The 25,909-nt window shown below is 71.2% G+C and carries 21 protein-coding genes; 9 read left to right on the forward strand and 12 right to left on the reverse strand.

Features of this window, described 5'->3' with window-relative positions; all coding sequences use genetic code 11:
* Window positions 1-11 precede the first annotated feature (11 nt).
* The 3 genes from Apa02nite_RS31255 to Apa02nite_RS31265 all read right to left on the reverse strand — a co-directional run bounded on the left by Apa02nite_RS31255 (window position 12) and on the right by Apa02nite_RS31265 (window position 2,317).
* On the reverse strand, window positions 12-1,118 hold the full coding sequence (locus Apa02nite_RS31255) for a hypothetical protein (protein ID WP_067692716.1): 1,107 nt from the start codon (window positions 1,116-1,118) through the stop codon (window positions 12-14).
* Entirely contained in the window at window positions 1,115-1,873 is a 759-nt protein-coding gene (locus tag Apa02nite_RS31260; RefSeq protein WP_203828219.1) for an NUDIX hydrolase, read from the reverse strand. The genes Apa02nite_RS31255 and Apa02nite_RS31260 overlap by 4 nt, the downstream gene beginning before the upstream one ends.
* A 156-nt stretch (window positions 1,874-2,029) precedes the next feature.
* Window positions 2,030-2,317: a DUF1540 domain-containing protein gene (locus tag Apa02nite_RS31265; protein ID WP_067692721.1), complete on the reverse strand. Its 288-nt coding sequence runs from the start codon at window positions 2,315-2,317 to the stop codon at window positions 2,030-2,032.
* Between the two features lie 374 nt (window positions 2,318-2,691).
* Here Apa02nite_RS31265 and Apa02nite_RS31270 point away from each other — a divergent pair, with 374 nt between their 5' ends.
* Together Apa02nite_RS31270 and Apa02nite_RS31275 are read left to right on the forward strand one after the other, a co-directional pair.
* On the forward strand, window positions 2,692-3,963 hold the full coding sequence (locus Apa02nite_RS31270) for an IPT/TIG domain-containing protein (RefSeq protein WP_203828220.1): 1,272 nt from the start codon (window positions 2,692-2,694) through the stop codon (window positions 3,961-3,963).
* A gap of 455 nt (window positions 3,964-4,418) precedes the next feature.
* A complete protein-coding gene (locus Apa02nite_RS31275; protein WP_203828221.1) occupies window positions 4,419-5,921 on the forward strand; it encodes an IPT/TIG domain-containing protein in 1,503 nt (500 codons plus the stop codon).
* Between the two features lie 148 nt (window positions 5,922-6,069).
* Here the strand turns inward: Apa02nite_RS31275 and Apa02nite_RS31280 are convergent, their stop codons facing one another.
* A complete protein-coding gene (locus Apa02nite_RS31280) occupies window positions 6,070-6,894 on the reverse strand; it encodes a hypothetical protein (RefSeq protein ID WP_203828222.1) in 825 nt (274 codons plus the stop codon).
* Window positions 6,895-6,989: 95 nt separating this feature from the next.
* A complete protein-coding gene (locus Apa02nite_RS31285; protein WP_203828223.1) occupies window positions 6,990-7,550 on the reverse strand; it encodes a hypothetical protein in 561 nt (186 codons plus the stop codon).
* Window positions 7,551-7,802: 252 nt separating this feature from the next.
* Between Apa02nite_RS31285 and Apa02nite_RS31290 the strand changes: the two genes are divergently transcribed.
* Together Apa02nite_RS31290 and Apa02nite_RS31295 are read left to right on the forward strand one after the other, a co-directional pair.
* Complete coding sequence (locus Apa02nite_RS31290) at window positions 7,803-9,059, forward strand: IPT/TIG domain-containing protein (protein WP_203828224.1); 1,257 nt, start codon at window positions 7,803-7,805, stop codon at window positions 9,057-9,059.
* 116 nt (window positions 9,060-9,175) lie between these two features.
* Window positions 9,176-11,146 (forward strand): S8 family peptidase, encoded by a 1,971-nt coding sequence (locus Apa02nite_RS31295; RefSeq protein ID WP_203828225.1) that lies wholly within the window; start codon window positions 9,176-9,178, stop codon window positions 11,144-11,146.
* 53 nt (window positions 11,147-11,199) lie between these two features.
* Here the strand turns inward: Apa02nite_RS31295 and Apa02nite_RS31300 are convergent, their stop codons facing one another.
* Window positions 11,200-11,970, reverse strand: a complete 771-nt coding sequence (locus Apa02nite_RS31300; protein WP_203828226.1) for a hypothetical protein — start codon at window positions 11,968-11,970, stop codon at window positions 11,200-11,202.
* Window positions 11,971-12,258: 288 nt separating this feature from the next.
* Between Apa02nite_RS31300 and Apa02nite_RS31305 the strand changes: the two genes are divergently transcribed.
* Both Apa02nite_RS31305 and Apa02nite_RS31310 read left to right on the forward strand, forming a co-directional pair.
* Window positions 12,259-12,480, forward strand: a complete 222-nt coding sequence (locus tag Apa02nite_RS31305; protein WP_067692745.1) for a hypothetical protein — start codon at window positions 12,259-12,261, stop codon at window positions 12,478-12,480.
* A 77-nt stretch (window positions 12,481-12,557) separates the two neighbouring features.
* Window positions 12,558-13,052 (forward strand): DUF4142 domain-containing protein, encoded by a 495-nt coding sequence (locus Apa02nite_RS31310; RefSeq protein WP_203828227.1) that lies wholly within the window; start codon window positions 12,558-12,560, stop codon window positions 13,050-13,052.
* A gap of 115 nt (window positions 13,053-13,167) precedes the next feature.
* Here Apa02nite_RS31310 and Apa02nite_RS31315 read toward each other — a convergent pair whose 3' ends face one another.
* The 5 genes from Apa02nite_RS31315 to Apa02nite_RS31340 all read right to left on the reverse strand — a co-directional run bounded on the left by Apa02nite_RS31315 (window position 13,168) and on the right by Apa02nite_RS31340 (window position 22,057).
* Entirely contained in the window at window positions 13,168-13,926 is a 759-nt protein-coding gene (locus Apa02nite_RS31315; RefSeq protein WP_203828228.1) for a class I SAM-dependent methyltransferase, read from the reverse strand.
* A gap of 60 nt (window positions 13,927-13,986) precedes the next feature.
* Window positions 13,987-15,180 carry a VWA domain-containing protein gene (locus Apa02nite_RS31320; RefSeq protein ID WP_203828229.1) on the reverse strand — a complete coding sequence of 398 codons (1,194 nt, stop codon included), beginning with the start codon at window positions 15,178-15,180 and terminating at the stop codon, window positions 13,987-13,989.
* A 345-nt stretch (window positions 15,181-15,525) separates the two neighbouring features.
* Complete coding sequence (locus tag Apa02nite_RS31325; protein WP_239164692.1) at window positions 15,526-18,033, reverse strand: DUF5682 family protein; 2,508 nt, start codon at window positions 18,031-18,033, stop codon at window positions 15,526-15,528.
* Complete coding sequence (locus Apa02nite_RS31335; protein WP_203828230.1) at window positions 18,026-19,087, reverse strand: ATP-binding protein; 1,062 nt, start codon at window positions 19,085-19,087, stop codon at window positions 18,026-18,028. The genes Apa02nite_RS31325 and Apa02nite_RS31335 overlap by 8 nt, the downstream gene beginning before the upstream one ends.
* 48 nt (window positions 19,088-19,135) lie before the next feature.
* A complete protein-coding gene (locus Apa02nite_RS31340; protein WP_203828231.1) occupies window positions 19,136-22,057 on the reverse strand; it encodes an SWIM zinc finger family protein in 2,922 nt (973 codons plus the stop codon).
* A gap of 85 nt (window positions 22,058-22,142) precedes the next feature.
* Between Apa02nite_RS31340 and Apa02nite_RS31345 the strand changes: the two genes are divergently transcribed.
* Window positions 22,143-22,784, forward strand: coding sequence for an NAD-dependent epimerase/dehydratase family protein (locus Apa02nite_RS31345; protein ID WP_203828232.1), 642 nt, complete (start codon window positions 22,143-22,145; stop codon window positions 22,782-22,784).
* Between the two features lie 4 nt (window positions 22,785-22,788).
* Here the strand turns inward: Apa02nite_RS31345 and Apa02nite_RS31350 are convergent, their stop codons facing one another.
* Window positions 22,789-23,739, reverse strand: coding sequence for a glutathione S-transferase family protein (locus Apa02nite_RS31350; protein ID WP_203828233.1), 951 nt, complete (start codon window positions 23,737-23,739; stop codon window positions 22,789-22,791).
* Window positions 23,740-23,806: 67 nt separating this feature from the next.
* Between Apa02nite_RS31350 and Apa02nite_RS31355 the strand changes: the two genes are divergently transcribed.
* Together Apa02nite_RS31355 and Apa02nite_RS31360 are read left to right on the forward strand one after the other, a co-directional pair.
* Window positions 23,807-24,439 (forward strand): TMEM175 family protein, encoded by a 633-nt coding sequence (locus Apa02nite_RS31355; protein ID WP_067692771.1) that lies wholly within the window; start codon window positions 23,807-23,809, stop codon window positions 24,437-24,439.
* Between the two features lie 11 nt (window positions 24,440-24,450).
* Complete coding sequence (locus Apa02nite_RS31360) at window positions 24,451-25,659, forward strand: exonuclease domain-containing protein (RefSeq protein ID WP_203828234.1); 1,209 nt, start codon at window positions 24,451-24,453, stop codon at window positions 25,657-25,659.
* The last annotated feature ends 250 nt before the right edge of the window (window positions 25,660-25,909 follow it).

Consider the following 25,909-nt stretch of genomic DNA (forward strand, 5'->3'; position numbering starts at 1 on the left):
CGTGTTTCCTCTCAGATCCGGTAACGCGGGGGGACCAGCTCGTCGAGCTCGGCCAGGAGGTGCCACGCGTTCTGCGGGCGCATCCTCGGCGCGTCGTACAGGCAGCCGTCGGCGAACCGCCGCAGCGGGTGCGGCATGTCCGGCCCGAACAGCCGGGTGATCAGGCCGGTGGCCAGGTGGATGTCGGTGGCCGGGGTGACCGGGCGCCCGGCCGGCACCTCCGGCGGGTACTGCGCCTCGCGCTTGGCGATCAGCGCCTTCGGCCGGCCGCCGACCGGCGCGGCGTAACACCAGTCGATCAGGACCAGGCCGCGCTGCCGCCGGTCGACGAGCACGTGCTCCTCGAAGACCGCTCCGTGCACGATGCCGGCGTGGTGCGCCCAGCCCAGGCCGGCCAGCAGCCGGCGCCAGATCCAGATCAGGTCGGCCGGGTCGAGACCGCCGGGAACGGCCAGGTCGCGGAACCCTCGCTGCCGCATCAGGACGTTCACCGTACGACGGTGATGGTCGCCGTCGACGTGGATGAAGCTGTCCAGCAGCCGCGGGGCGTACGCCTGGAAATCGGGCCTGCCGTGCCGCCGGAGCCGGCGCAGAGCGGCGGCCTCGACCACCATGAGATCGCTGTCCGCGGGGTCGCGGGGCACCTTGAGCAGCGACTCGCCCTCTTCGAACAGGTCGGCCACGTCGCCCTCGGCGAACCGGCGGTCGAACCGCGACCACGGCTTGGGGTGGGCGACCGGGTCCGGGCCTCCCCGGACCCGGTCTCGGGCCGTTTGCCGCCGGCCCGTCGAGTAATGCTGCTGGGCCTTCCGACTGTGCTGCTTCGGGGTGATCACGCGGTCGTCGCACTCCGCGTAGAGCGCGCCGAGCTTGGCGAACGCCCGGGTCGCGGACGCCCACAGCGCGGGTCCGGCAGTGTCCGGGTGAACGATCTTGGCGAGTGTCCGGTAGGCGAGCCGGACGTCGACGAACGTCGCCTTCCGGGTGATGCCGACGCCGGTGGTGTCGATCAGCTCGGCGAACGTGCTCGCCGCCGCGATCCGGGCCTCGGCCTCGGCGAAAGAGATCCGGAAACGGGTCTGGGTGTCCTGCTCGGAAGTCGCGTACCCGGCTTTCATCTGATCCTGTCCTCCCGTGTCGGCCGCAACAGCGCGGGGTGCAGCAACCTGGCGTCACCGGCCCGGTAGAGCCGGGCCTTGGGCCCGCCGCGCTCCCCGCCGCGCGCCGCGGTCTCACCGGTGCTCTCCACGAAGCCCGGCACCGACAGCACCTTGCGGTGGAAGTTGCCGGCGTGCAGCTCCTCACCCCAGACCGCGGCGTAGACCTGCCGCAGCTCGCCGATGGTGAAGGCGGTGGCGACGAACGCGGTCGCGAGCGGGGTGTACTCCAGCTTGTCGCGGGCCCGTTCGAGCGCGTCGGCGAGGATCTGGTCGTGGTCGAAGGCCAGGTCCTTGGCCTCGTCGACCGGGACCCAGAAGGCCCGGGCCGCGTCGGTCCCGGCGACCGGCTCCGGCAGATGCGGTGCGAACGCCAGGTAGGCGACCGACACGATGCGCATCCGGGGGTCACGGTCCGGATTTCCGTACGTCCGGAGCTGCTCCAGGTGCACCCGGCCGAGCGTCTCGTCCTGCTCGGCGCCCGGGGTCAGGCCGGTCTCCTCGGCCAGCTCCCGCAGCGCCGCCTCGTCGAGCGTCTCGTCCCGGACGAAGCCGCCGGGCAGCGCGTTCTGCCCGAGGTGCGGGGCCTGGCCACGCTCGACAAGCAGCACGCAGAGCGTGCCCTCCCGGATGGTCAGCGCCACCACGTCCACGGTCACGGCGGCAGACGGGTAGTCCCGGGGGTTGTAGCTGGCCAGGAAACTCGCCTCGTCCATGATCGCGTCCTTCTCGGGGTGAGATCTACTCGATGTGAGTACTACTCGATGTGAGATGAACCTAGCGCTCTCGATCGTCATGTGTCAACGCGCTGCGGGCACCAAAAAACCCGCCACCTCGGTGGGTGGCGGGTTTCCCTGAACGGATTCGGTCAGCTACTTCTCGTACGTCAGGCAGTCTGCTCGGTCCAGGGATGCGCCCACGGTAATCGCCGGCGCCTGACACTCAAGATTGGTGTTGTATTTGCATTCGGCCCGCTTGCAGGCGCCCACCTGGGCGGTGGCCACCCCCATGCCGCCGGTCACGCCGGAGCCGATGAACGTGTCACACTCCGAGTTCATGTCACCGATGGTGATCGCGAAAGCGGTGCAACCGTCGTGGTTGTAGCCACAGTCCGTAACCGTGCAGGTCTGGACCCGCGGCATGTTCATCATCTGAGTCATCGCGCGTGCTCCTTCTGGTTACCGGGTTTGTCGCCTCTTGAATCTAGTCATTGGTGCAACGGTTCGCACATTTTCCCGCTTAAGATTTTTTAAACCAAGAATGGTAGGCAAGCCTTTCCTTTCCCATTAGGTTAGGCGTGCCTTACCAATGCTGATCGTTTTTATGTATGTCGTCACCAGCATGTTTGGCGCCGGATTCTAGTGGTGCGGGAGCGGAGTGTCTGACATATGAGGATGTTTCTGACTCTACGTAAACGAACCGCCACGAATAGCTACGCTTCCGGCGAGACGGCCCGCCGGCTTCAGTACTTGCAAGCACGTGCGGGCCCACCCAACATCACCGAAGCGGTCGCATGACCGTAGGAGGACCACGCATGAGCAAGTCGAAGAGCGGATCCCGCACGCGGCTGAGCCGCCGCGTCGGGATCGTGGCCGGCGCGGCGACCGTTGCCACCCTGGGCCTCGTGACGCCGGCGTACGCCGAGGCGAAGCTGACCCTGAGCGCGACCTCGGGTCCGTCCGCCACCGCCACCGCCATCACGGCGACGGCGACCACTGCTGTCTTCACCGGTATCACCCCGGTCGTCCAGTTCGTGACCACGGGCAGCGGCTCGACGGTCTGCCCGCTCAGCTACTCGAACCCGGTGGAGCGAGTGATCTCCGTAGCCGGCGTGCAGAGCGCCGGCATCGTCGGTGTCCCGGCGGCCAACGTCCGCAAGGTCACCGAGAGCAAGATCGTGATCACGACGCCCACCACGGCGCTGAACGCGGGTGGTGCGGGCGCCGAACTGTTCAACACCACCGGTCTCGCGCTGGCCGTCAACGGTTCGACCACCCAGACCACGGCCAAGTACAACGTCTGCGTGTACGCGGGCACCACCGCCGGCAACGCCACGACCAGCGGCCTGCTGGCCTCGGGCACCTACACGATCGCCGCCTCGCCGACGATCACCAACATCACCCCGGAGAGCGGACCGTCGCTCGGCGGCACCAAGGTCACGGTCACCGGGACCGGCTTCACCACGGGCACCACCGCGACGATCGGTGGCAGTGCCCTGTCCAGTGTCGTGGTCAACGCGACCGGCACCCAGTTCACCGCGGTCACGCCGGCGCGCACGGCGGGCGCCGACCTCAAGCTGGTCGTCACCGCGACGGGTGGCTCGGTCGACAGCACCGCCGACGTGCAGACCGACGATGACTACAGCTACCTGAACGGCATCACGGTCCAGCCGAACACGAACGCCGGTGCGGACTCGGTGACGCTCGACATCAGCGGTGTCGGTTTCTCGGCCTACACCTGGCTCACGCCGACCAACACACTGGACGCCAGCCCGCACATCTTCCTCGTCGAAGGTACTTACAACGGGGCGAACAACGCTACGCAGGTCGCCGCGTCGGAGGCGGACACCCGGACGAACGGCCCGGCCGCCGAGTGCACCGACGTCCTGGTGATCGGTGACACCGAGCTGATCTGCAACCTCGACATCACGAAGAGCGTCGATCCGGTTGCGGGAACTAGTGGGTCCACTCGGATGAACGAGGGCGCTTACGTGGTCACGGTGGTCAACACGGGTGCCAACAACGCCACCCCGTCCTTCCAGACCAAGGTCACCAGCGGCTCGATATTCACCGTCGCCGCTTACTGATCCTGATCCTGGTCCTGGTCTGCTGAGTCAGTCCTGCCATTGCTGCGGTCGGTCGCCTTCGGGCGGCCGGCCGCAGCTGCTTTTCCGCTTCGCACCTGGTTCTATTCCTTTCCTTAAAGGTCTGATTTCTTTGAGGGGAGCCTCGGGTTCCATCGAAGTCCTGAAACCATGGGAATGGTGTGATAAGTGCCCGCGAAGTTGGTGTCAGGAAACTTTCAGCGGACTTCGCGGCTCTGCGGATTTGCTCGCTTGCGGGCAGTTACGATTTCTCGCGAGGCGGCCCGAAGTGCCCATCCGGTCCGGGCCCACAAACACTTACCCAACGCGGTCATTGTTGACCGTAGGAGGCCCCACCCATGCAAATGGAGAAAGCATCATCCCGCCGCAGGAAGGCCCTGCAGTTCGGGGCCGTGGTCGGCGTCACCGCGGCTGCTGTCCTGTCTGCCAATCCGGCGATGGCGGCGGTAGAAGTGGCGACGGTCAGCCCCTCTTCCGGTCCGTCTGCCGGCGGCAACACCGTCACCCTCTCGGTGGCCACCCTGTCGGACCCGGCGCAGTCGTTCATCCAGGGATCCACTGCGGTGACGCTAGAGAGCGCAGCGACCTGCAGCACCTCCCTGACGGCGGCGCCGAGCTTCCCGCTGGTGGCCCCCGCCGCCGTCACCGTGGTCAGCGCCACCAAGCTGGCGTTCACGGTTCCCTCGGGTGCCACGACCACGGGCGGTATCAGCGCGGCCAACGACTACAACGTCTGTGCTTACAGCGCTCCGGGCGCCGTTCCCGGGGCGAGTACCGCCGCCTGGACGCTGATCGGCAAGGCTGAGGCCGGCGGTGGCACCTACCACGTCGGGGCCACCCCGACCATCACCGGCATCACCCCGCGGGCCGCGGGAACCCAGGGTGGTGGCACGCTGATCATCTCGGGTACCGGCCTGGACTCCAGCGGCACCTGGTCGCTCGGTGGCACGACCGTCACCCCGACCGTGAACGGGGCGTTCACGCTGGCCACGGTCGCGATCCCGGCCCATGCCGCCGGCGGCCCGTTCGCTCTGGTGCACACCAAGAGCGAGGGTGGCACCGCGACCTACCCCGCCGCCTTCACCTATGCCGCCGGCTTGAACGTCACGCCGAACACGGCATCGAACACGCGGACGCGGACCGACGTGTCGGTCACCGGCACCAATTTCTCCAGCATCAACTTCACCACGTCGACCGGCAAGACGCCGGACGACGCGAACGGCCACGTCTACCTGGTCAAGGGCAACTACGACCCGGCCAAGACCGGTCTGGTGAAGGCCAACCCGCAGACCACGGAATGCCTGAACGTGATGCCGATCAGTGACAGTGAGCTGCTCTGCTCGCTGTACCTGGCCGGCGGCGGTTACTCGATGTCCACCGCCCGGACCGTCTCCGCCACCGTCACCGGCACCACACTGACGGCAGCCCTGGGCGCGTTCGGCCCCGCTGACGTCGGCATGCTGGTGACCGGTCCGACCACGATCACGGCTGGCACCTTCATCACGTCGATCATCGATCCGACCAAGGTGATGCTGTCCAAGGCGCCGACCGCCGCGATCGCCACCGCGACGAACATCGTCCTGTCGCCGAGCCGTACCTTCGCCGACGCCACCCTGACAGCCAGCTCCACGGCCCTCACCTCGGGCGGAACCGCTGCCTTCGCGGCCTCCGACGTCGGTCGCCCGATCAGTGGTACCGGTATTCCGGCCGGCACGACGATCTCCGCGGTCGGCTCCGCCACCGGTGCCACGCTGTCCCAGGCGGCCACCGCCAGCGCGAGCGGCACCTACGTCATCGGCGCGGCGCCGCTGATCGAGGTCCCGACCGGGGTCTACACGGTGACCGTGGTCAACAGCGGTGCTGTCGACGCACAGAACACCCCGGCCTACCAGCGGTCGGTCATCAACAGTGGTTCGACCTTCACGGTCGCCGAATTCTGATCCTGGCTCTGAGCACGGCAAACTAGACAGAAGTAGCCGGTCCGTTCATCGGGCCGGCTGTTTCTGTCGGTCGTCTCGGGACTGCTCGACCGAGCAAACAGCCCGGCGGGCATTCGCTGTCCGCCGGGCTGTTCCCTGTCAGGTCAGATCAATGCAGCTTGGCCCACTCACGATCGATGATCGAGATGTTGTCGTCCGCCGACGGCTTGCCGTCCGGTGCCGCCATCATCGTCACCACGCTGCGCGACGAGGACGTCTTCCAGCACATCAGCAGCGTGGGCCGCTCGGTGACCGGTGCGTCCCGGGTGAAGCGGACCTTGTTCGTGCAGTTGACGCCCGCGCCGACCGACTTGCCGCGATCGCCGGCCAGGAGCAGGGTCGAACTGTCCGTCAGGTCATGACGAGCGGTCGTCACCCGCACGCTGCCGTTGTCGGTGGGTTCCGTCCACTCCTTGATCGCGTCGCCGGCCTTGGCGGCGGATTCGCCCTTCGCCTTCGGCGGGCGCTGCAGGTCGAAGCCGTCGGCCTCGGCCTTCGCCCGCGCCTCCTCGATCTCCTTGCGGATCTCCTTGGCCGACTTCTTCGTGACCTGGTTCTCATGGCCGTCGTCCGAGGACTTCTTCGCCGGCTTCTCGTCCGCGGCGCTACCGGCCGCCGAGCCCTTGTCGGTGGACGCGGCGACGGAAGCCGGCGCTGAGCCCGAGGCGGCCGCGGAAACGGGCCGGCTGGCCGACGCGGAAACCTCCGGCGTCGACGGGACCGGAGCCGTGCCGGTCGCGGCGGCCATCGGTGGTGGTTCGGGCAGGCTCTCCTGCTGGGTGCCGCGGGTCTGCAGCGCCAGAAAGGCGCCGCCGGCGAGCACGGTGGCCGCCCCGGTGACCCCGATGAGGGTGCGCCTGCGGCGGGTGTGGCGAAGCTCCGGCGTGAGATCTCCGCGCTCGGGTGTGGGTTCCTGATGTATTGGGTTCCCCATGTTCCCCGTCCTTAGAATGTGCCGGTTCTGCGAACCCCTGTGGTCTCAAGGGTTCCGGATGTGTCGCATGGCAATAGACATGAGCCGATCTATTGCTAACCCATGCTTTTCCATTTCTTATTGAGTTCCCGCACGGCTTTCGCCCGGGAGGGCTTTCCTTTCGGATCGACCAGAACAGTGACGACGCTCTTTTCCGTGCTGGTACGCCAGCAGAGCAGCAGATTTTTCTTTCGCTCCGCTTTCGGATTGTTGCCGAGCTGGAAGGTCTGGGTGCAGTCGGCGTTCCGGTAGGGCTTCACTCCACCGGCCACCCAGCGGAGCTCGCGCTGACCGGACAGGTCACCCCGGGCGGACACCACCCGGATGATGCCGCCCGATTTCAGCGAGCCCCGTTGGGTCATGCGCACGGAGTCCAGCACCGAGGTGGCCCGCTGCGGCCCCGGCATGATCGCCTGGGCGTGTCCGGCACTGCCCTCGGCGAGGGCCGCCGGCGTGGTGGAGGCGGAGCTGGCGAGAGGTTCCGGACCGATCGCGGCGGGCTCGGCGGAGCCGCATCCGGCGAGACAGGCCCCGCTGCCGAGCACGACGGCCAGGCCCACCGCCCTGGCTGCGGTCCGTGCGCGGTGCCCCGTCCGATCGTCATGGCGACTGGTCATGCTGGCTGTTCCCCTCGTGATCTCGGCGGTGAGCCGCACCGGCTCCCGACTCAATCGTCCCAATGATCACGAAATAACATGCTGAAACGGACGAGCGGTCGCTGTGAGTTCCCTTAACGGCGAGCCTCCGCGGGATCTTTCACGTTCTCCGCGAATCGGCAGCAATCCGGTCGTTACGCTGCGGTGGAAGCGCGGAGGTGACCCGGGACCGGCGCTCTGCCACCCCAAGCTGCCGAAGGATTGCGGGTACCCATGTCTCAGCGCGTCACCCGGGCCGGCCTGGCCTCGATCGCCGTCACCGCCCTGGTCCTGGCCGGAGCGGGCTCGCCGGTCTGGGCCGCCACGCCGGCGATGACCCTGAGCAGCGTCACCGGCCCCAGCGGCGGCGGCACCATCATCACCGGCACGGTGGCCAGCCCGTTCGTGGTGTTCCCGGCCGGCACCACGCCGGCGGTCCAGTTCCAGTACGTCGGAACGGGCTCCACGACCTGCAGTGCGACGGCGGGGGCGGTCGCGCAGATCGCCGTCACGGGTACGACCGGCACGGACGGGGTCCAGACCGTCGACCCGGATCAGGTACGGCGGGTCTCCGCCACGAAGGTGCTGTTCACCGTGCCGTCCCAGGCGTATCCGGTGATCGGGGAGGACGGCTACCCGAGCACGATCAATCCCACCGGGGTGGTCCTGGCCGGCGCGCAGACGTGGGCCAAGTGGAACGTCTGCGTCTACGACACCGACTCCACCGTCTCCAGCACGCTGCTGGCCACCGCCTCGTACACGGTGACCGCCCGGCCGACCATCACCTCGATCATCCCGGCGAGCAGCCCCGCCGGCGGCGGCCAGTCGATCACGGTGAACGGCACCGGCTTCAGCGCCGTCACCACCGCTACCACCGGTGCGATCGGCGATGTCCCGCTCGTCGACATCAAGGTCGCGCCGAACGGGAACAGCCTCACGGCGACCACCGGTCCGCGAGCCTCGGGCACTGGTCTGGCGCTCACCCTGACCACCCCGGGTGGCACGGTGAGCAGCCTCGATCCGGACAACAACGACCAGCCGGAGGACGCCGACCCGGACACCGACGACGCTCCGATCGGCTTCCTGTACAGCAACGGCATCACGATCGCGCCGAGGACCGCTCCGGCCGGGACGACAGTCGTGGTCGACGTCAACGGCGCCGGGTTCTCCGGGCTCAGCTTCAGCGCCGCCGGTGATCCGCAGAGCACCCAGGCGCACGTGTTCCTGGTCAGGGACGCCTACGTGCTGGACAGCAACCGCGGGGTGGCCGAGTGCGTGGTGCAGGCGGTCATCGGTGACACCGAGCTGATCTGCACGCTGGACCTGTCGGCGGACCAGCTGAGCCTGACCGACAGTTCGACCCTGCCGTCCACGCCGATCACCGACGGGGCCTACTTCCTGACGGTGGTCGCGGACGGTTCCACCACGGCCCTGAACCCGGATCCCAGCATCGTCAGCAGCGGGGCCGCGTTCATCGTCGCGCCGTACTGACCGGGTGCGCCGGGGCGCACCGTTCTGCTCCTGGGCGGCACCGGATCCGCACTGTCGGCTTCCTCAAGACGGCCGAACCTCCTTGTGCAAGGGCCGCCGGGGAGAGGACGTTGTCGATGAAGGTTCAGCTGCGCCGTTACGCTGCCGGGGCCGTTGCCGCTGGTGCGATCGCTGCCGTTGCCGCGTTTGCGCTGCCCGCCGGTACGCCGGAGTGGGCGCCGGTCACCTACGGTCTCACCGAGAGCGCCGACCAGCTTCTCCCCACGACCGTCTCCGAGGCCAAGCCGGCCCGGGTCGTCTCCACCACGCTCGACAAGCACGGCCGCCCGGTCGTCACCGTCAAGCAGGCCACCGACAAGGCGAGCGCCGCCAAGCTCGTCGAGGACGCGCAGAGCGCCGACGGCGCGATCGGTGTCGAGCTCGACGCCAAGACCTACGCCTACGGCGCGCCGACCGGAACTGATCTCTACCGGGGCAAGCAGTGGGGCCTGGCCACGATGCACGTCGCCGACGCCTGGCAGAAGTCGACCGGTGCCGGCGTCACCGTCGCGGTGATCGACACCGGGGTGGACGCGACAAACGTCGACCTGGCCGGACAGGTGCTGACCGGGTACGACGCGACCACCGACAAGGCCGGCGGCAACACCGACCCGCACGGGCACGGCACCCACGTGGCCGGCACCATCGCCGCGGTCACCGGCAACACCATCGGTGTCTCCGGTGTCGCCCCGGACGCGAAGATCCTGCCGGTGCGGGTGCTCGGCAACGACGGCAGCGGTTACATGTCGGACGCCGCCGAGGGCATCGTCTGGGCCGCCGACAACGGCGCCCAGGTGATCAACATGTCGCTGGGCTCGTCGGAGAAGATCGACGCGGTGACCACCGCGATCACGTACGCCCGCAGCAAGGGTGTCACCGTGGTCGCCGCGGCCGGCAACGAGCGCAAGGAGGGCAGCCCGGTCAGCTACCCGGCCGCCGAGGCCGGTGTGATCGCGGTCGCCGCGACCGACGCCGCCGACCAGGTCGCCGAGTACTCGAACGCCGGCAGCTTCGTCGACGTGGCCGCGCCGGGCAGCGCGATCCTGAGCACGTACCCGTCCGCGCTGGGCAAGAGCTACAGCACGATGAGCGGCACCTCGATGGCGTCGCCGCACGTCGCGGCGGTGGCCGCGCTGCTCAAGGCCGCGAAGCCGAGCCTGACCCCGGACCAGATCGAGCAGGCGCTGGAGACGTCCGCCGTCGACCTCGGGCCGTCCGGCAAGGACAACGACTATGGGTACGGCCGGATCGACGCCGCCGCGGCCCTCGCCACCGTCGGGGCGCCGACCAGCGCCCCGACCACCGCTCCCGCCACGCCCACGGCCCCCGCCACGACCGCGCCGACCACCGCGCCGACGACCAAGGCCCCGACCACTGCGCCGACCACCAAGGCGCCGACGACCGCCCCGACCAAGGCACCCACCAGCGCCCCCACCACCGCGCCCACGTCGAAGGCGCCGACCGCCGCGCCCACCTCGGCGGCACCGAGCCCGATCACCAGCGCGCCCAGGAAGGTCACGCCGGTGATCGTCACCGGCACCACTGCGGCCGAGGTCGCCTACAACGGCAGCACGGTCACCACGTTCACGGTGACCGCCGGTGGCCAGGCCTGGACCCGGAAGAACGCCAAGCTCTGCATCGCCGAGACCGGCAAGTCGTTCCAGTGCGTGGACGTGGTCACCTCGGCCGCCGGCGTGATCTCCCTCGACCGGGTCGCCACCGCCGGGTACCAGCTGCAGCTCCGGGTCGCCGCGACCGACGTCAACGAGGCCGCCACCGCCACCGCGACCTACACGGTGCACAGCACGGCGTCCGCGTTCCGCAGCGGCAACCGCACGATGGGTGTCGAGCTCGCCTCGCCGGCCGGGCTGACCGTGCAGGTGCAGCAGCAGGTCCGGGGCACCTGGAAGAACGTGTTCTCGTTCGTCACCAAGAAGACCGCCACCCAGGTGACGATCGGCGGGCTGGCCCCCGGGCGGCAGTACCGGGTGCTGGTCCCGGGCACCGCCGCGGTCGCGGGCACGACGAGTGACATCGTGGCCGGCTGACCGTTCGACTGATCGACCGCGGCAGGGCAGCACGCCCCTGTCGCGGTTTTTCGTCAGTCCAGCGCGGCCCACTCCCGCTCGATGACGGCGACGCTGTCCGCGGTGTCCGGCACACCCTGCTTGACGATCGCCATGGTCACCACGCTGCGCTGATCCGAGGTGCGCCAGCAGAGCAGCAGACCGTCACGGACGACGGCTGTCTCACCCTCCTCGAACCGCACCCGGTTCGTGCAGTGCACACCGTCCGCGACGAGGCGCCCCTGATCGGCGGCGAGTCGCCGGTCACCCTTGTCGCTGAGGTCGAACCGCGCGCTTGACACCCGTACCGTGCCATTGCGGACCGTTTCGACGCGGCGGGTGACCGGACCGCTCTGGCCCTGCGCCGCCGAAGGCGACGCGGCCTGCGGAAATCCGCCGGCCGCGACCGAAGCGTCGATCTCCGCCTGGAGATCCGACGGCGTCGGCGAGGGGGTGCGCCGGGCCGGATCCGCCGGGTAGGTGGTGCGCGGCGCCGGAAGATCCCCGGGTACGACGGACTGGCCGGTCCCCTCGATCCCGGGCGTGGCCACCGTGGCAGGCGGTGCGAGCGCGGCCGGCTCGGGCAGCGTCTCCTGCTGCGGCTCCATCAGCTGCGCGGCCAGGAAACCGGCGCCGGCCAGCAGGGCGGCAGCGCCGGCCACCCCGACCAGGGCCTGTTTGCGCCGCAGGGCTCGGCGGTGCGGAGCGGCAGCCGCCGCCGAGACGTACACGTTGCCCGCGGGTACGTGCTCGTGCTGGTCGTCGCTCATGTCACCGTCCTCACTCTCGTCTTCCGCGACAACCATGATTTCAAAGATCAGGACATATCGGGTTCGAATCTGTTTAACGGCGGTATTCCACCGATTCCGGTGGGCATTCCGGGGCAGTCATAACTGTCGACTTTCGGTCGCTCACGTCACCTGGAGGGGGAGCCCGGCCCCTACCTGGTTGACCGCGGAAACCGGCGCGCGCATCGTGTGGTGCACGGATGCGTTGGCGGGCGGATCTGGGGTTGTCCCGCCGTGTCCGGAAACGGGAGGGGGCCCTGTGCGGCGTGACGAGGTGCGATTCCGCGCTGAGCCGGACCGCCGGCGATGACCGGGAGCGTCGAGCATCTTCCGGCCCGGCCGTCCTGGGACTGCCGGGTGTGCGGCCGGCCCTGGCCGTGCGAGCCGGCCCAGGTGGTGCTGGCCCGCGGTCACGGCCGGGTCGATCTGGCCCTGGTGATGTGGGACTACCTCGAGGAAGCGGCACGCGACATGCCGCAGACCCCGGCGCCGGAACTGTTCAACCGGTTCCTGCGGTGGACGCAGTGACTCCGCAAAGCCTCGAAAAGCGAATGGCAAACACGTTTCCTGACTAGGGTCGAGATGTCCAAGTCAAGGAGATAAGTATGCTTTTCCGCCGTATTTCTGCGGCGCTCGGCATGGCCGGGCTCCTGATTCTTCCCGCCACCGCCGCACAGGCCGAACCGACCGCGGCGGACGCGGCGTTCCTGAAAGCGGCGCACCAGGTGAACCTCGCCGAGATCGCGACGGGGCAGATCGCCTGGAAGAAGACCACGGACCCGCAGGTGAAGAACGTGGCCGCCGCGCTCATGCGCGACCACATCCACCTGGACGCGGACCTCTACCGGACCGCGCGGGTGCTCCGCGTCCACCTGCCCGGCTCGCCGACAGCGGAGCAACAGGCCCTGGCCGACCAGTACGAGGCCGCCGGGGCCGCGTCGTTCGACAAGCTCTACCTGTCGACGCAGCTCGCCGGGCACCGCAAGGTCTTGCGGATGATCCGGTCGGCGGACATCACCGAGCCGTCGATCAAGGAACTCGCCGAGCGGGCCGAGCCGGTCATCACCCGCCACGTGGAAATGATCCGCAAGGCCGACTGACGGTGTTGCACCTGGCCGCCGGGTGTCCCGCTCTCGTGGGGCGCCCGGCGGCGTGGTGGCTTCCGTGCCGCTCTGTCCTGCGGCGCCGGGCGCGTTGTTCAGCCGCGCGGCCGGGTCAGCGGACGCCGATCACGGCGGCGTCGGTGCCGCCGCGCCAGAGCAGGCCGGTCTCGGTGTAACCGGCCGCGCGGAGGGCGTCGAGATGCCAGCTCGCCGGCGGAAGCCACCCTTCGGCGTGGCCGTCCGGGTAGATCTGCTGCCGTTCCACGGCCTTCGGCGCCAGCTGCTCGTCGGCGGCGGCGCGGGCCCACCAGTCGCTCCAGGAGGTCGCGGCACCCGAGTCGTACCGGGCGTTGCGCTCGTCCCGGGCCTGATCCCGGAGCCGGGCGGAGAGCGCGGTCAGGCCCTCGTCCTCCATGTGATCGGCGTTCACGAAGATCCCGCCGGGGCGCAGCACCGCACGGACCTCGGCGTAGAGCGCGGCGGTCCGCTCGGCGGGCAGCCAGTGCAGCGCGGTCGCGGTGAGCACCGCGTCGAACTCCTCGTGCGGCAGCTTGGCCCGCCAGCCCGGATCGCCGAGATCCGCGTCGACGACGGTGGCCCGGCCGGCGAGCGAGGCGGCCGCGATGGTCAGCAGCACCGGATCCTGGTCGACCAGGGTGACCTGTGCGGCCGGGAACCGGGCGAGGGTCCGCAGAGTGATCGTGCCGGTGCCCCCGGCCAGGTCGAGCAGCCGGGGCGCAGCGCCACCGGTCGCCGCGGCGACGGCGGTGAGCATCGCGGCGAACCGCTGCTCGCGGTCCGGCATGAAGGCCTCTTGTTGCTTGTCCCAGCTCTCCTGCCAGATCCGGGGGTGCTTCAGGTAAGCAGTCATACGCCCCACGGTAGTTACATTCCGCGCTCCGGTCACCCCTCGTTCCGGCGCCGAGGGTGGTCAGCCGGCGGGGCGGGAGGCTTGCTGGTCCTTGAAGCGCTCGGCGAAGGCCTGCAGGTCGCGGCGTTCGATCGCGGCGGCCATCAGGTCGGGGAACGCGTCGGGTGTGCACGCGAAAGCCGGCACACCCAGCGCCGCCAGCGCGGCCGCGTTCTCGTGGTCGTACGCCGGAGCGCCCTCGTCGGACAGCGCCAGCAGCACCACCACCTGCACGCCCGCCGCGGTCATCTCGGCGACCCGCCGCAGCATGTCCTCGCGGACGCCACCCTCGTACAGGTCGCTGACCAGCACGAAAATGCTGTCCCGCGGCCGGCTGATCAACTGCTGGCTGTACGTGATCGCCCGGTTGATGTCCGTCCCGCCACCGAGCTGAGTGCCGAACAGCACCTCGACCGGGTCGCTGAGCTGCTCGGTCAGGTCCACCACCGCGGTGTCGAAGACGACGAGCGAGGTCCGCAGCGACCGCATCGACGCCAGCACCGCCGCGAACACCCCGGCGAACACCACCGACGCGGCCATCGACCCGGACTGGTCCACGCAGAGCACCACGTCCCGCTGTACGGCGGTGCTGCGCCGGCCGTACCCGATCAACCGTTCCGGGATCACGGTCCGGTGCTCGGCCTGGTAGTGCTTGAGGTTGGCGCTGATCGTGCGGTCCCAGTCGATGTCGGCGTGCCGGGGCCGGTTGATCCGGGCGGCCCGGTTCAGCGCGCCGGCCACCGCGGCCCGGGTCTGCTGCGTGATCCGCCGTTCGAGCTGGTCGACCACCGTGCGCACGACCTGCCGGGCGGCGTCCTTGGTGGCGTCCGGCATCACCCGGTTGAGGGAGAGCAGCGTGCCGACCAGGTGCACGTCGGGTTCGACCGCGGCGAGCATCTCCGGCTCGAGCAGCAGCCGGGTCAGGTCGAGCCGCTCGATCGCGTCGGCCTGCATCACCTGCACCACGGTGCTGGGGAAGTACTCCCGGATGTCGCCCAGCCAGCGCGCCACCTTCGGCGCGGACCCGCCCAGTCCCGCGGACCGTTTGCCGGCCGTGCCGTCGGCGTCGCCGGTCGCGTCGTACAGCGCGGCGAGTGCCGCGTCCATCGCCCCGTCGTGTCCCTCGACCTTGCCGAGCGACTCCTCGGCCGGCCCGCCGAGGACGAGCCGCCATCGGCGCGAACGTTCCCGCGCCGCCTCCTCCGGCTCAGCCATCCGTTCCCCTCGATCGGGTGCCGCGGCCGGGGTCCCGCCGGCGGCCGTCCTTGCTCTGAGCAGTGCCATTCGCCCGGCCAGACCGGTCACCTCCGCTGGTTCGCCGGTGCCGGCCGTCCCGGCTGCCGGTGCTCTCCGGTCCGCTGTCGAACTCCCCGCCCCGTGCGCCCTCCGCGCCGCGCGGGTGGGAGAAGAGCCGCCCGGCGGACGCGGCCGGGTGTGCACCCGGCCCGTTCGGCGCCTCCATGGTCGGGTGCGAGAACTGCAACGCCGCAGGCAGAGCGCCGGTGGCGCCCGCCGCCGACGGTTCCGCCGAATGCGAGAAGAGTTCGGAAACTTCGTCGCTCATAGGTCCTCCCGGATCCGGATCTCGCGCCCCAGCAGGGCGCCCAGTGCGGGCAGCACCATCACCGCCCGCTCCTCGTCGATCGATGCCGCATCGGCCGTGGCCACAACGGCCCGTGGCCCGGCCACCCGTTCGCCGATGGCTCGCCGCTCGCCCGGGTCGAAACTCCCGAACGTACGTCTCAGCAGCGGCAACACGTCGTCGAACGCGTCCGCCGGCACGTCCGCCAGCCACTCGTCGACCAGCCCGAGCAGCGCGTCGTCGTGCACCAGCAGCAGTCCGCCGCCGGCCAGGAACCCCTCCACCCACGCGGCCGCGTGTGCCGGTGGGGTTCCCACGGTCAAGGGCAGCCGCAGCCGCCGCCGCACCTCGGCGGGGTCCAGCCGGCCCGCGTCGGACAACAGCCGGGTGATCCGCCCGGCGGGCAGCCCGTGCAGGTCCGGCCGTCGGGCCAGGGATTCCACGGTGGCCAGCCACAACTCCCGAAGGTCGTTGTCGGCGAGCAGGCTGACGGCCTGGTGCACGCCGTCCATGCCGTCCCGCAGCTGCTTGGCCGCGTCGTCGGAGAGACTACCGGCAGCCGAGGGCAGGCCGGCGCAGATCCGCTTCAGCAGGCTCGCGGTCACCGTGGCGAGTCCGGCCACGTCGGTGTGCCGGACATCCCCGTACCTCAGCGTACGGGCCAGGGCGGGCAGGGCCGCCATCAGGTGGTGCACGTCCGCGTCCAGCGCCGCCCGGGTGTCGAGCGCGGCGAGCACCGCGGGATACGCCTCGCCGAGGTCGGCCAGCAGGCATGTCTCCAGCAGCCCGGTCACCTCGGCCAGCGTCCGCGCGGCCCGGGCCCGCCGGATCGCCCGCGCGGTCGCGGCGGCCAGCACGGTGGTGCCCCACATGCTGCCCTCGACCAGCCGCACCGCGAACTCCGGCTGCCAGCGGAGCACCCACTCCTCCCGGAACGTCCCGGTCCCGCGCCGCCCGGCGGCCGGTTCGCCCCACGGCAGGCCGAGCGTGCGCAGCCGGTGCAGCAGCCGGCTGCGCCGCAGGTCGATGTCCTTGCGCAGGTCGAGGTCGAGGCCGCGTTCGGCGGCCTCGGGTTTGAGCCGCAGGGTGCGCTGCTGTGCGGTCAGGTCCCGGGCGAGCGGCACGGCCGGCATCTCCTCCGGCACCGCGCCGAGGCGTTCACCGACCACCAGCCGCCGGGCGATCAGCTCGGTCCGCAGCGGTTCCCCGTCACACATCACCGCCTCGGCGGCCTCGGTGACCTCGGCCAGCCCGGCCAGCGGCCGCCCGCGCAGCGTCGCGAGGGCCTCGGCCAGCCGGGTCGCCTCGATGACGTGCGCCGACGAGGTGGGCACGCCCTCCGCGCGCAGCACGCCGGCCGCGGCCACCAGCCAGCGCGGCACCACCGCGTCGGTGCTGGTGAACAGGTGGTGGTACCACCCCGGCGAGCTCACCCCGGCGCCATAACCCGACCAGCTCGCGAGCCGGCCATAGGTCCACGGCACCCAGGTGAACGTGACCTTCCCCTTGCGCCGCCCCTTGAGCAACGCGGCGTCGTCCTTGACGGCCACCTTCCGGGTCAGCGCCGGCACGTGCCACGCTCCGCAGACGACGGCGATGTTCTCGTGCCGCCGCCGGACCTCGCGCAGCACCGTGCGCATGTAGGCCTCGCGCACCAGATCCTCGGGATCCTCCGCGGCGCCCTCCCGGATCGCCGTCATCGCCTCCGCGATCGCCTCGAACACCGGCACCCCGCGATGCTCGACCACGTCCTCCCACCAGCGCTCGGGATCGTCATACCCGGCGGCCGCCGCCAGCTCCCCGATCGGATCCGCCGGCCGCGCCGGCTCCGCCGGACCAGGCGCCTCCCCAGGAATCCCGCCGCCGCCGGCCTCGTCCGTTTCCACGATCTCTTCCGGTACGCCGTCCGCACCGGGCCCGCCGTCCGCCACACCCTTTGCCGGTACGCCGGAGCCGCCATCCCCCGCGCCGTCCTCCGGAGCGCCGGCCGCGCCGGGCTCATCGGCGACCGGGCGGTCTTCCGGAGCGCCGGCCGCGCCGGGCTCATCGGCGACCGGCCGGTCTTCTGGAGCGCCGGCTGTGCCGGGCTCACCAGTCTCCGGGGCGTCCTCCGGAGTGCCAGGCGCGCCGGGCTTGCCGGCCGCCGGGCGGGTTCTCGGCGCGGCGGCCTCGCCCACGCGATATCCATACGGCAGGTCGAAGAAGCGGACCGGCACCTCATTGGCCACCGCCCAGCGGATCGCCTGCCACTCCGGTGAGAAGACCGCGAACGGCCAGAACGCCGCCCGCCCCGGATCGTCCGCCGCATAACCCAGCAGGGCGACCGGTGGCTCCAACCCGCCGCCGGCCACCCAGCGCACCAGGTCGTCGGCCTCCGGCGGCCCCTCCACCAGCAGGATCTCCGGCTGCTGGGCGGCCAGCTCCCGCACCACGGCCCGGGCCGACCCGGGCCCGTGATGGCGGATGCCGTAGAACCTCTCAGGCATCGCGGGCGGCCCGATAGAAGTCGAGCCAGTCCGGTCGCTCCCGGACCACGGTCTCGAGGTACTCCCGCCAGACGACCGCGTCGGAGACCGGGTCCTTGACCACCGCGCCGAGGATCCCGGCGGCCACGTCACCCGGGTGCAGCGTGCCGTCGCCGAAGTGTGCGGCCAGCGCCATCCCGTTGGTGATCACCGAGATGGCCTCGGCGGTGGAGAGCGACCCGGTCGGCGATTTCAGTTTGGTCCGGCCGTCCTCGGTGAGGCCGCCGCGCAGCTCGCGGAAGATCGTGACCACCCGGCGGATCTCCTCCAGCGCGGCCGGCACCTCGGGCAGCTCCAGCGACGCGCCGAGCTGGGCGACCCGCCGGGCCACGATCTCGACCTCGTCGTCGGCGTTGGCCGGCATCGGCAGCACCACCGTGTTGAACCGCCGACGCAGGGCGCTGGACAGCTCGTTGACCCCGCGGTCCCGGTCGTTGGCGGTGGCGATCAGGTTGAACCCGCGCTCCGCCTGGACCTCGGTGTTCAGCTCGGGGACCGGCAGCGTCTTCTCGGACAGGATGGTGATCAGCGCGTCCTGCACGTCGGACGGGACCCGGGTGAGCTCCTCCAGCCGGGCGATCGACCCGGTCCGCATGGCCCGCATGATCGGGCTGGGGACCAGGGCCGCGTCGGTCGGGCCCTCGGCGAGCAGCCGGGCGTAGTTCCACCCATACCGAATGGCTTCCTCCGGGGTGCCGGCGGTGCCCTGGACCAGCAGCGTGGAGTCGCCCGAGACGGCCGCGGCCAGGTGCTCGGAGACCCAGGTCTTGGCGGTGCCGGGGACGCCGAGCAGCAGCAGCGCCCGGTCGGTGGCCAGGGTGGAGACGGCCACCTCGATCAGGCGGCGGGGACCCACGTACTTCGGGGTGATCTTGGCGCCGTCACCCAGCAGATACGTCACGACGGCCTGCGGGGACAGCCGCCAGCCCGGAGGGCGCGGCCGATCGTCGGCGGCCGCCAGCTGGGCGAGCTCGTCGGCGTACTCATCCTCGGCGTGCGGTCGCAGGGCGGTCACGCGAACTCCTGAAATCTCGTCAGCTCGGTAGGTGGCTCGAACAGCAAACTACTGCGGGGGTGTGACATTTTCGGCGGCGAGCTCGTCGAGCATCTCCGCCCGGAATGTCAGAGTGCGGGCCAGGTCGGCGACCGGCCGGACCCGGCTCGGGTCGACCTCCGGCTCCAGCTGGGCGGCGAGCCGGCCGGTCAGATCGGCATACGCCGGTGGCATGGCCAGCGCGGCGGCCCGGCACAGCTCGCCCAGCTGCCAGGTGTGCCGGTCGTTGCGCGCCCGGGTCACGACGGTCTCCAGCACGGTGACGCTGAGTGGCTCCGGCCACGGCCCGGGATGCAGGGCGAGCAGCCGGTGCGCCGCGCCGTCCTCGGTCCGCAACGCCTGAGCGGCCAGCCGGGCCAGCACGTCCGGCGGGAGCACCAGGTGCAGATCCCAGCGCACCGCCTCGCGCAGCATCCCGGCGTCGGCGGCCAGCAGGGCGCGCGCCCAGCCCGGGTCGTTCTGCGCGGTGGCCGCTTTTGCCCAGCCGTGCAGCAGCGGGGCGGCCCAGTCGTTGCCCCGGGCCAGGGCGAGGTAGCCGCTCGGCTCCAGCTCGGACCAGGACTCCAGCGGCGCGCCCGCGATCACCTCCTCCAGCAGCCAGGCACTCGTGCCGGTGCCGTGCGCCGGGGTGGCGGCGACCCCGTCGCGCCGCAGGGCGGCGTCGAGCTCGCCGGGCGGCCGGACGGCGAGCCGGGGCGGGTCGCTGAGCTCGAGGCGCACCGCGGCGTGCGCCCGCTGCCGCATCCGCCGGCCGAGCGCGGCCCCGGGCAGCTGCCGCAACAGCTCGACGGCGGCCTGCCGGACCTCCTTGCGGCGGTCGTCCAGCCCGCGCTCCAGCAGCTCCTCGTCGTCGAGCGAGAGCCCGTCGGCGAAGGTGCCGAGGAACCGGGCGCGGTTGTCCGAGGACTCGGTGTCCCAGGTGCTCTCCACCAGCTGACGGGCCCGGGCCGGCGCGGACCGGCGCAGCGTGGTCAGGTGGCCGAGGCGTTCCGCGCTGGTGGCGGTCGTCCAGTCGGTGACGGTGACCGGCGCGGCCTCGTCGAGCAGCCAGCGCCAGTCGGCCCGCTGCCCGGCCAGCCAGGCCCCGCGCCGCCCGGCGACCCGGGCCACGTCGGCTCGGACCGTGGTGTTGCGCCGGGCGGCCTCCAGCAGCGCCGGCAGCAGCACCGGCGGCACCAACCCGCCCCGCGCCACCGCCGCGGCCAGCCACTGCGCCAGGAGCTCCTGCTCCAGGTGGGCGCCGCCGGGCGCGCCACCCCGCAGGATGCGCGCCAGCCGGACACCGGCCGCGACCGGCAACCCCGGCGCGGTCTCGACCGGCGCCGCGGGGACCGGCGCCTTCACCGTCGACGGCAGCAACCCGGCCCGCCGCGTCGCCAGCGCCACCACAGCCGCGTCCAGCAGAGCGACCGCCGCAGATGCGGGCGCCGAGGAGGAAGCAGGTGCCGAGGAAGAAGCAGACGCCGACAGAGAAGCGGGCGCCGAGGGAGAAGCAGGCGCCGGGGAAGAAGCGGGCGCCGGGGAAGCCAGCGCGACGACGCTCGCACCGACCCGCACCGTATCGTCGCTCCACGGGCGCCGCGCCGTCCCCACCAGGGCCGCTGCCAGCAACTCAGGTGGCAACTCGGCCTCCCGGGGCGCTCCCGGATCGGGCACCGCGGGCCCCGCCGGCACGAACTGCCCCGCCACCCACGCCGCCAGCGGACGCAGCCCGGCCGGCGACCACTCCGCCGCCACCGCCGCCGGTCGCCCACCCGCGGCCGCCAGCAGCCACCACGGCTCCCGGTGCCCGGCAGCGAGGGGGAGCGCCGCGCCCTCCTCGTCGACCAGGAAACCGTCGGCGCTCGGGGTGACGCCCGCCAGGAGCATCGGTCCGTCGTACCGAAAAGGCTCATCGGCCAGAAGCCGGGACCACCGGGAGAGGGCGGCGCGCACCGACCCGGCGCCATCCGGTGTGCCGAACGGCTCGGTGGCGCTCAGGCGCTCGGCGACCAGCGCCCGCAGCGGCGCGGCACCGGGATGAAAACACAGGTCGCCGCGGAACTCGGTGCCCGGCACCAGGTCGGCGGCGAGCGTCTGGCCGGGCGCGGCGAACGACAGCACCAGCGCGAACCGGGACGTCGACGCACCGTGCAACCAGGTCCGCCGGGTGGTCAGCACGCCGTCGTCGGAGTCGTGCTGCCCGAGGACCTGCCAGCGGTCGGTGACCCGGGGCCCGGCCAGCACCTCCTCGGCCGAGGTGGGGAAGCCGATCCGGGAGCGGACGGTGGCGGCGGTGGCCGGGTCGAGCGCGTCGAGGCGGTCGTGCCCGGCGACCAGCAGGTGCAGCATGGCCAGCTCGCCGAGCAGCCGGTCAGCCCACTGCGGACCGATGCCGGCGATCTCGCCGAGCCGCCGGACCGTGCTCGCCACGCCCGGCGCCTGCGCGTCGACCAGCCGGGCGGCGACCGGCTCGAAGGCCTGGTGCCCGCGCCGGCCCAGCCCGGCCAGACCCTGCTCGACCTGGTCGTCGAGCCAGCGGCGCAGCTCGGTCATGCCGCTCGCCACCCGCTCGGCGCGGTCCTTGGCGCGTTTCGCGGCGGCCACCGGGTCGGGCGGGGTCAGCCGCGCCTTGGCCCGGGCCGCCCGGGCGGTCTGCCAGGAGATCACCCAATCGGGTGCGGTGGCGGCGCCGAGGCCGGCCTCGGCCCAGTGCAGGACCAGGCCGACCGCGTGTTTGCAGGGCGCCTGGAACGTCGGGCAGGAGCACTTGAACGCCGGGCCGGCCAGGTCGACGGCGACCTGATAGCCCCGGCAGAGTCCCCAGAGGAGGGTGTCGTCGTGCGCCCCGGTGACGCTGAACTGCCCGGACACGCTGCGGGCGCGCTTGAGCGCGGCCGGGTCGGCGGCGAGCGACTCGGCCTGGGCGAGGGACCAACGTTCGGCGGGCACGGGACGACCCTAGGCCCGGGGTACGACGTTTTCGACGGCGATTCAGGGCAGACTGAGAACCCTGCGGATCAGTGGAGGTAGCGACATGCGGGTGATCGTCTTCGGGGCGACCGGGATGGTCGGGCAGGGTGTGCTGCGGGAGTGTCTGCTCGCCCCGGACGTGACCGAGGTGCTGGTGGTGACCCGGTCACCGACCGGCGTGCGGCACGCCAAACTCCGCGAGGTGACAGTCGCCGACTTCGCCGACCTCAGTGCGATCAAGGGCGAGCTCTCCGGGTACGACGCCTGCTTCTACTGCCTCGGCGTCTCCTCGGTCGGGATGGACGAGGCCGCGTACACCAAAGTGTCGTACGACTTCCCGATGGCCGCCGCGCGAACCCTGGCCGAGCTGAGTCCGGAGATGACCTTCGTCTACGTCTCCGGGGCCGGCACCGACGCGGCCAGCCGGACGATGTGGTCGCGGGTCAAGGGCCGCACCGAGAACGAGGTGATGGCGCTCTTCCACCACGGGTACGCGTTCCGCCCCGGCTTCATCCAGCCCACGCACGGCGCCCGCTCCAAGACCGGGTGGTACAACGCGGTCTACACGGTCACCGCGCCACTGATCCCGATGTTCCGCCGGCTCGCGCCGCAGTACGTGACGAGCACCGACGTGATCGGCCGGGCGATGCTGCGGGCCGCCCGCACCGGCTTCCCGCGCCGCGTCGTCACCAACGCCGACATGTGAGCTCTCAGACAGCCCGCACCGGGGGAGTGCCGTCCCCGAACGGGCGCCCGCCCAGCGACTCCCGGCCGTGCGGCGTCAGCCAGCCGCTCAGGTCCGGTCCGGCCGGGATGATGCCGCTCGGATTGATGTTCCGGTGCACCTGGTAGTAGTGCTGCTTGATCTGCACGAAGTCGATGGTGTCCCCGAACCCCGGTGTCTGAAAAAGATCACGCGCGTACGCCCACAGCACCGGCATCTCGGTCAGCTTCGACCGGTTGCACTTGAAGTGCCCGTGGTACACCGCGTCGAAGCGCACCAGCGTGGTGAACAGCCGTACGTCCGCCTCGGTGATCGTGTCGCCGACCAGGTAGCGCCGGTCGGCCAGGCGCGCCGAGAGCCAGTCCAGCCGGTCGAACAGCCGGTGGTACGCCTTCTCGTAGGCCTCCTGCGACGACGCGAACCCGGCCCGGTAGACGCCGTTGTTCACGTCCGCGAACACCACCGCGTTGACCTCGTCGATCTCGGCACGCAGCTCCGGCGGGTAGAGCAGCGGCGCACCCGGCCGGTGGAACGCGGCCCACTCCAGCGACAGGTCCAGGGTGATCTGCGCGAAGTCATTGGTGACCACCGCGCCGGACGGCACGTCCACGATCGCCGGGACGGTGATCCCCTTGTCGTAGTCGGGGAACCGCTTCAGGAACGCCTCCTGCAGCCGCTCGATGCCGAGCACCGGGTCCCGGCCACCCGGATCCAGGTCGAACGTCCAGCTCCGCTCGTCGTGGGTCGGTCCGGCGACACCCATCGACAGCACGTCCTCCAGGCCGAGCAGCCGCCGTACGATGATCGCCCGGTTCGCCCATGGGCAGGCCCGGCTCACCACCAGCCGGTACCGTCCCGCCTCGACCGGGTACGGCCCGTCCGCGGCGATCCGGGTCGAGATGTAGCGCTGATCACGGTTGTACTCACCGGTTGCCATCCCCCCATCGTGCCCCCGCCGGACCTGGCAAAACCGGTGAGATCGACATCCCGGCATACTGGCGCGCATGACCGAACCGGAAGACCCGGCCGCCACCCCCGAGCGTCTGGTGCTGTTCACCGACGCGGTGGCCGCGATCGCGATCACCCTGCTCATCCTGCCGCTGCTGGAGACGCTCGCGGACGTCGAGGAGCACACCGACCTGTCCGACCTGATCCACGACAACCGGGCCGGTTTCGGCGCGTTCCTGCTGGGCTTCGCGGTGATCTTCCGCTTCTGGTGGGGCCACCACCGGGTGTTCGGCCACCTGTCGCAGCTGCGGGGACCGATCGTGATCCTCAGTGGCCTGTGGACGCTGGCGATCGTGACACTGCCGGTGCTCACCGCGGTCATCACCGACTTCCCGCCGTCCAGCGGCTCGGTGGCGATGTACTGCGGCACCCTGGCCCTGGCCACCGGCTCGCTCAGCGTGCTGTCGATCTACGTGTACCGGCGCCCGGAGCTGAGCGTGGGGCGTACCCCGCTGCCGTTCGACGAGGTGGTCGGCACCCTGGTGACCTTCGGCGCCCTGCTGCTCGCCGCGGTGATCGGCTCGGTGTTCCCGCAGATCAACTACTTTGCGCTGTTCCTGCTGTTCCTCACCGGACCGGTCGAGCGCCTGCTCCGATCCCGCTGGCGCCGCCCCCGCCCGGTCGCCTAGTTTTCTTTTCCATGTACGCCGTAGTCGACCTGCAGACCACCGGCACCAGGACCAGCTGGCACGACCGGATCGTGGAGATCGCCATCGTCCGGCTGGACGCGACCGGCACGGTCGTGGACGAGTGGTGCACCCTGGTCAACCCGGACCGTGACCTGGGCCCCCAGTCGTTGCACGGGATCACCGGCGCCGAGGCCCGCCGCGCCCCGGTCTTCGCCGAGGTGGCCGGCCAGATCGCTGAACGCCTGGCCGGGCAGCTGCTGGTGGCGCACAACCTGCTCTTCGACGCCGGTTTCCTGCTCGCCGAGTTCGGCAAGCTGGGCGTGACCGTGCCGGTCGACGACGACTGGGGACTGTGCACGATGCGCCTGGCCGGGCACTTCCTGCCCACCGCGTCGCGCAGCCTGAAAGCCTGCCGGGCCGCCGCCGGCTTGCCGCCGCACCGGGAGTACTCGGCACTGCACGGCGCCCGCGCCGCCGCCGAGCTGCTCACCTACTACCTCGGCCGGGCCGGCGATCCGCCGCCGTGGGCCGAGCTGTCCGACGAGGTCCGGCAGATGAAATGGCCCGCGCTGCCGGTCACCGACGTGGTGCCGGTCGCGCGAGGCCGCGCCGAGGAGCGCGAACCGCACTTCCTCACCCGGCTGGTCGAGCGGCTGCCCCGCCAGCTGAACCCGAAAGCGGACGCCTACCTGGCCCTGCTCGACGGCGTCCTGCTGGACCGGCACATCTCGGCCAGCGAGGCCGACCAGCTGGTCACCACCGCGGAACGGATCGGCCTGTCCCGCGCCGACGCCGAGTTCCTGCACCACCGCTACCTGTCCGGCCTGGCCGCGGTCGCCCTGGCCGACCAGATCCTCACCCCCGCGGAACGCCTCGACCTGGACGGCGTCGCCGAGCTGCTCGGCCTGACCAGTGCCGACGTCGACCGCGCCCTGGCCGGCGCCGCCGAGCAACCGTCCGCCCCGATCGCGCAGTGGCAGCTCAGCCCGGGCGACCAGGTGGTCTTCACCGGCATCCTGCAACCCCCGCGCGAACACCTCGAAGTCGACGCCCTCACCCACGGCCTGCGCACCGCCCGCAAGGTCACCAAACAGACCCGCCTGCTGGTCGCCGCCGACCCCGACTCGATGTCCGGCACCGCCAAACTCGCCCGCCAGTACAACATCCCGATCGTCACCACGACCGCCTACCGCGCGATGCTCGAGGCCCTGCTCCGCTAACCCCTCTTCTGGTACGAATACGGAGCGCCCGCCCGCAGGCCACAAGCCAAGCCCCCTGACTGCGGCCCGCTCCACCGCGCCCCTTCCGGCCCGGCCGCGCGTCCCGCGCCACCCCACTCACCGCACCCCCGCCACCCAGCCGGCGCTGAGGGGTCCCTCCGCCCCGCCTCGGTGAGGCACCCCTCAGCACCACCCGACGCCGCGCCAATGCCACTTAGCTTAAGTTGATCTTGGTGGCTAAGTGGCATTG

The organism is Actinoplanes palleronii, assembly GCF_016862315.1.
Lineage (GTDB): Bacteria > Actinomycetota > Actinomycetes > Mycobacteriales > Micromonosporaceae > Actinoplanes > Actinoplanes palleronii.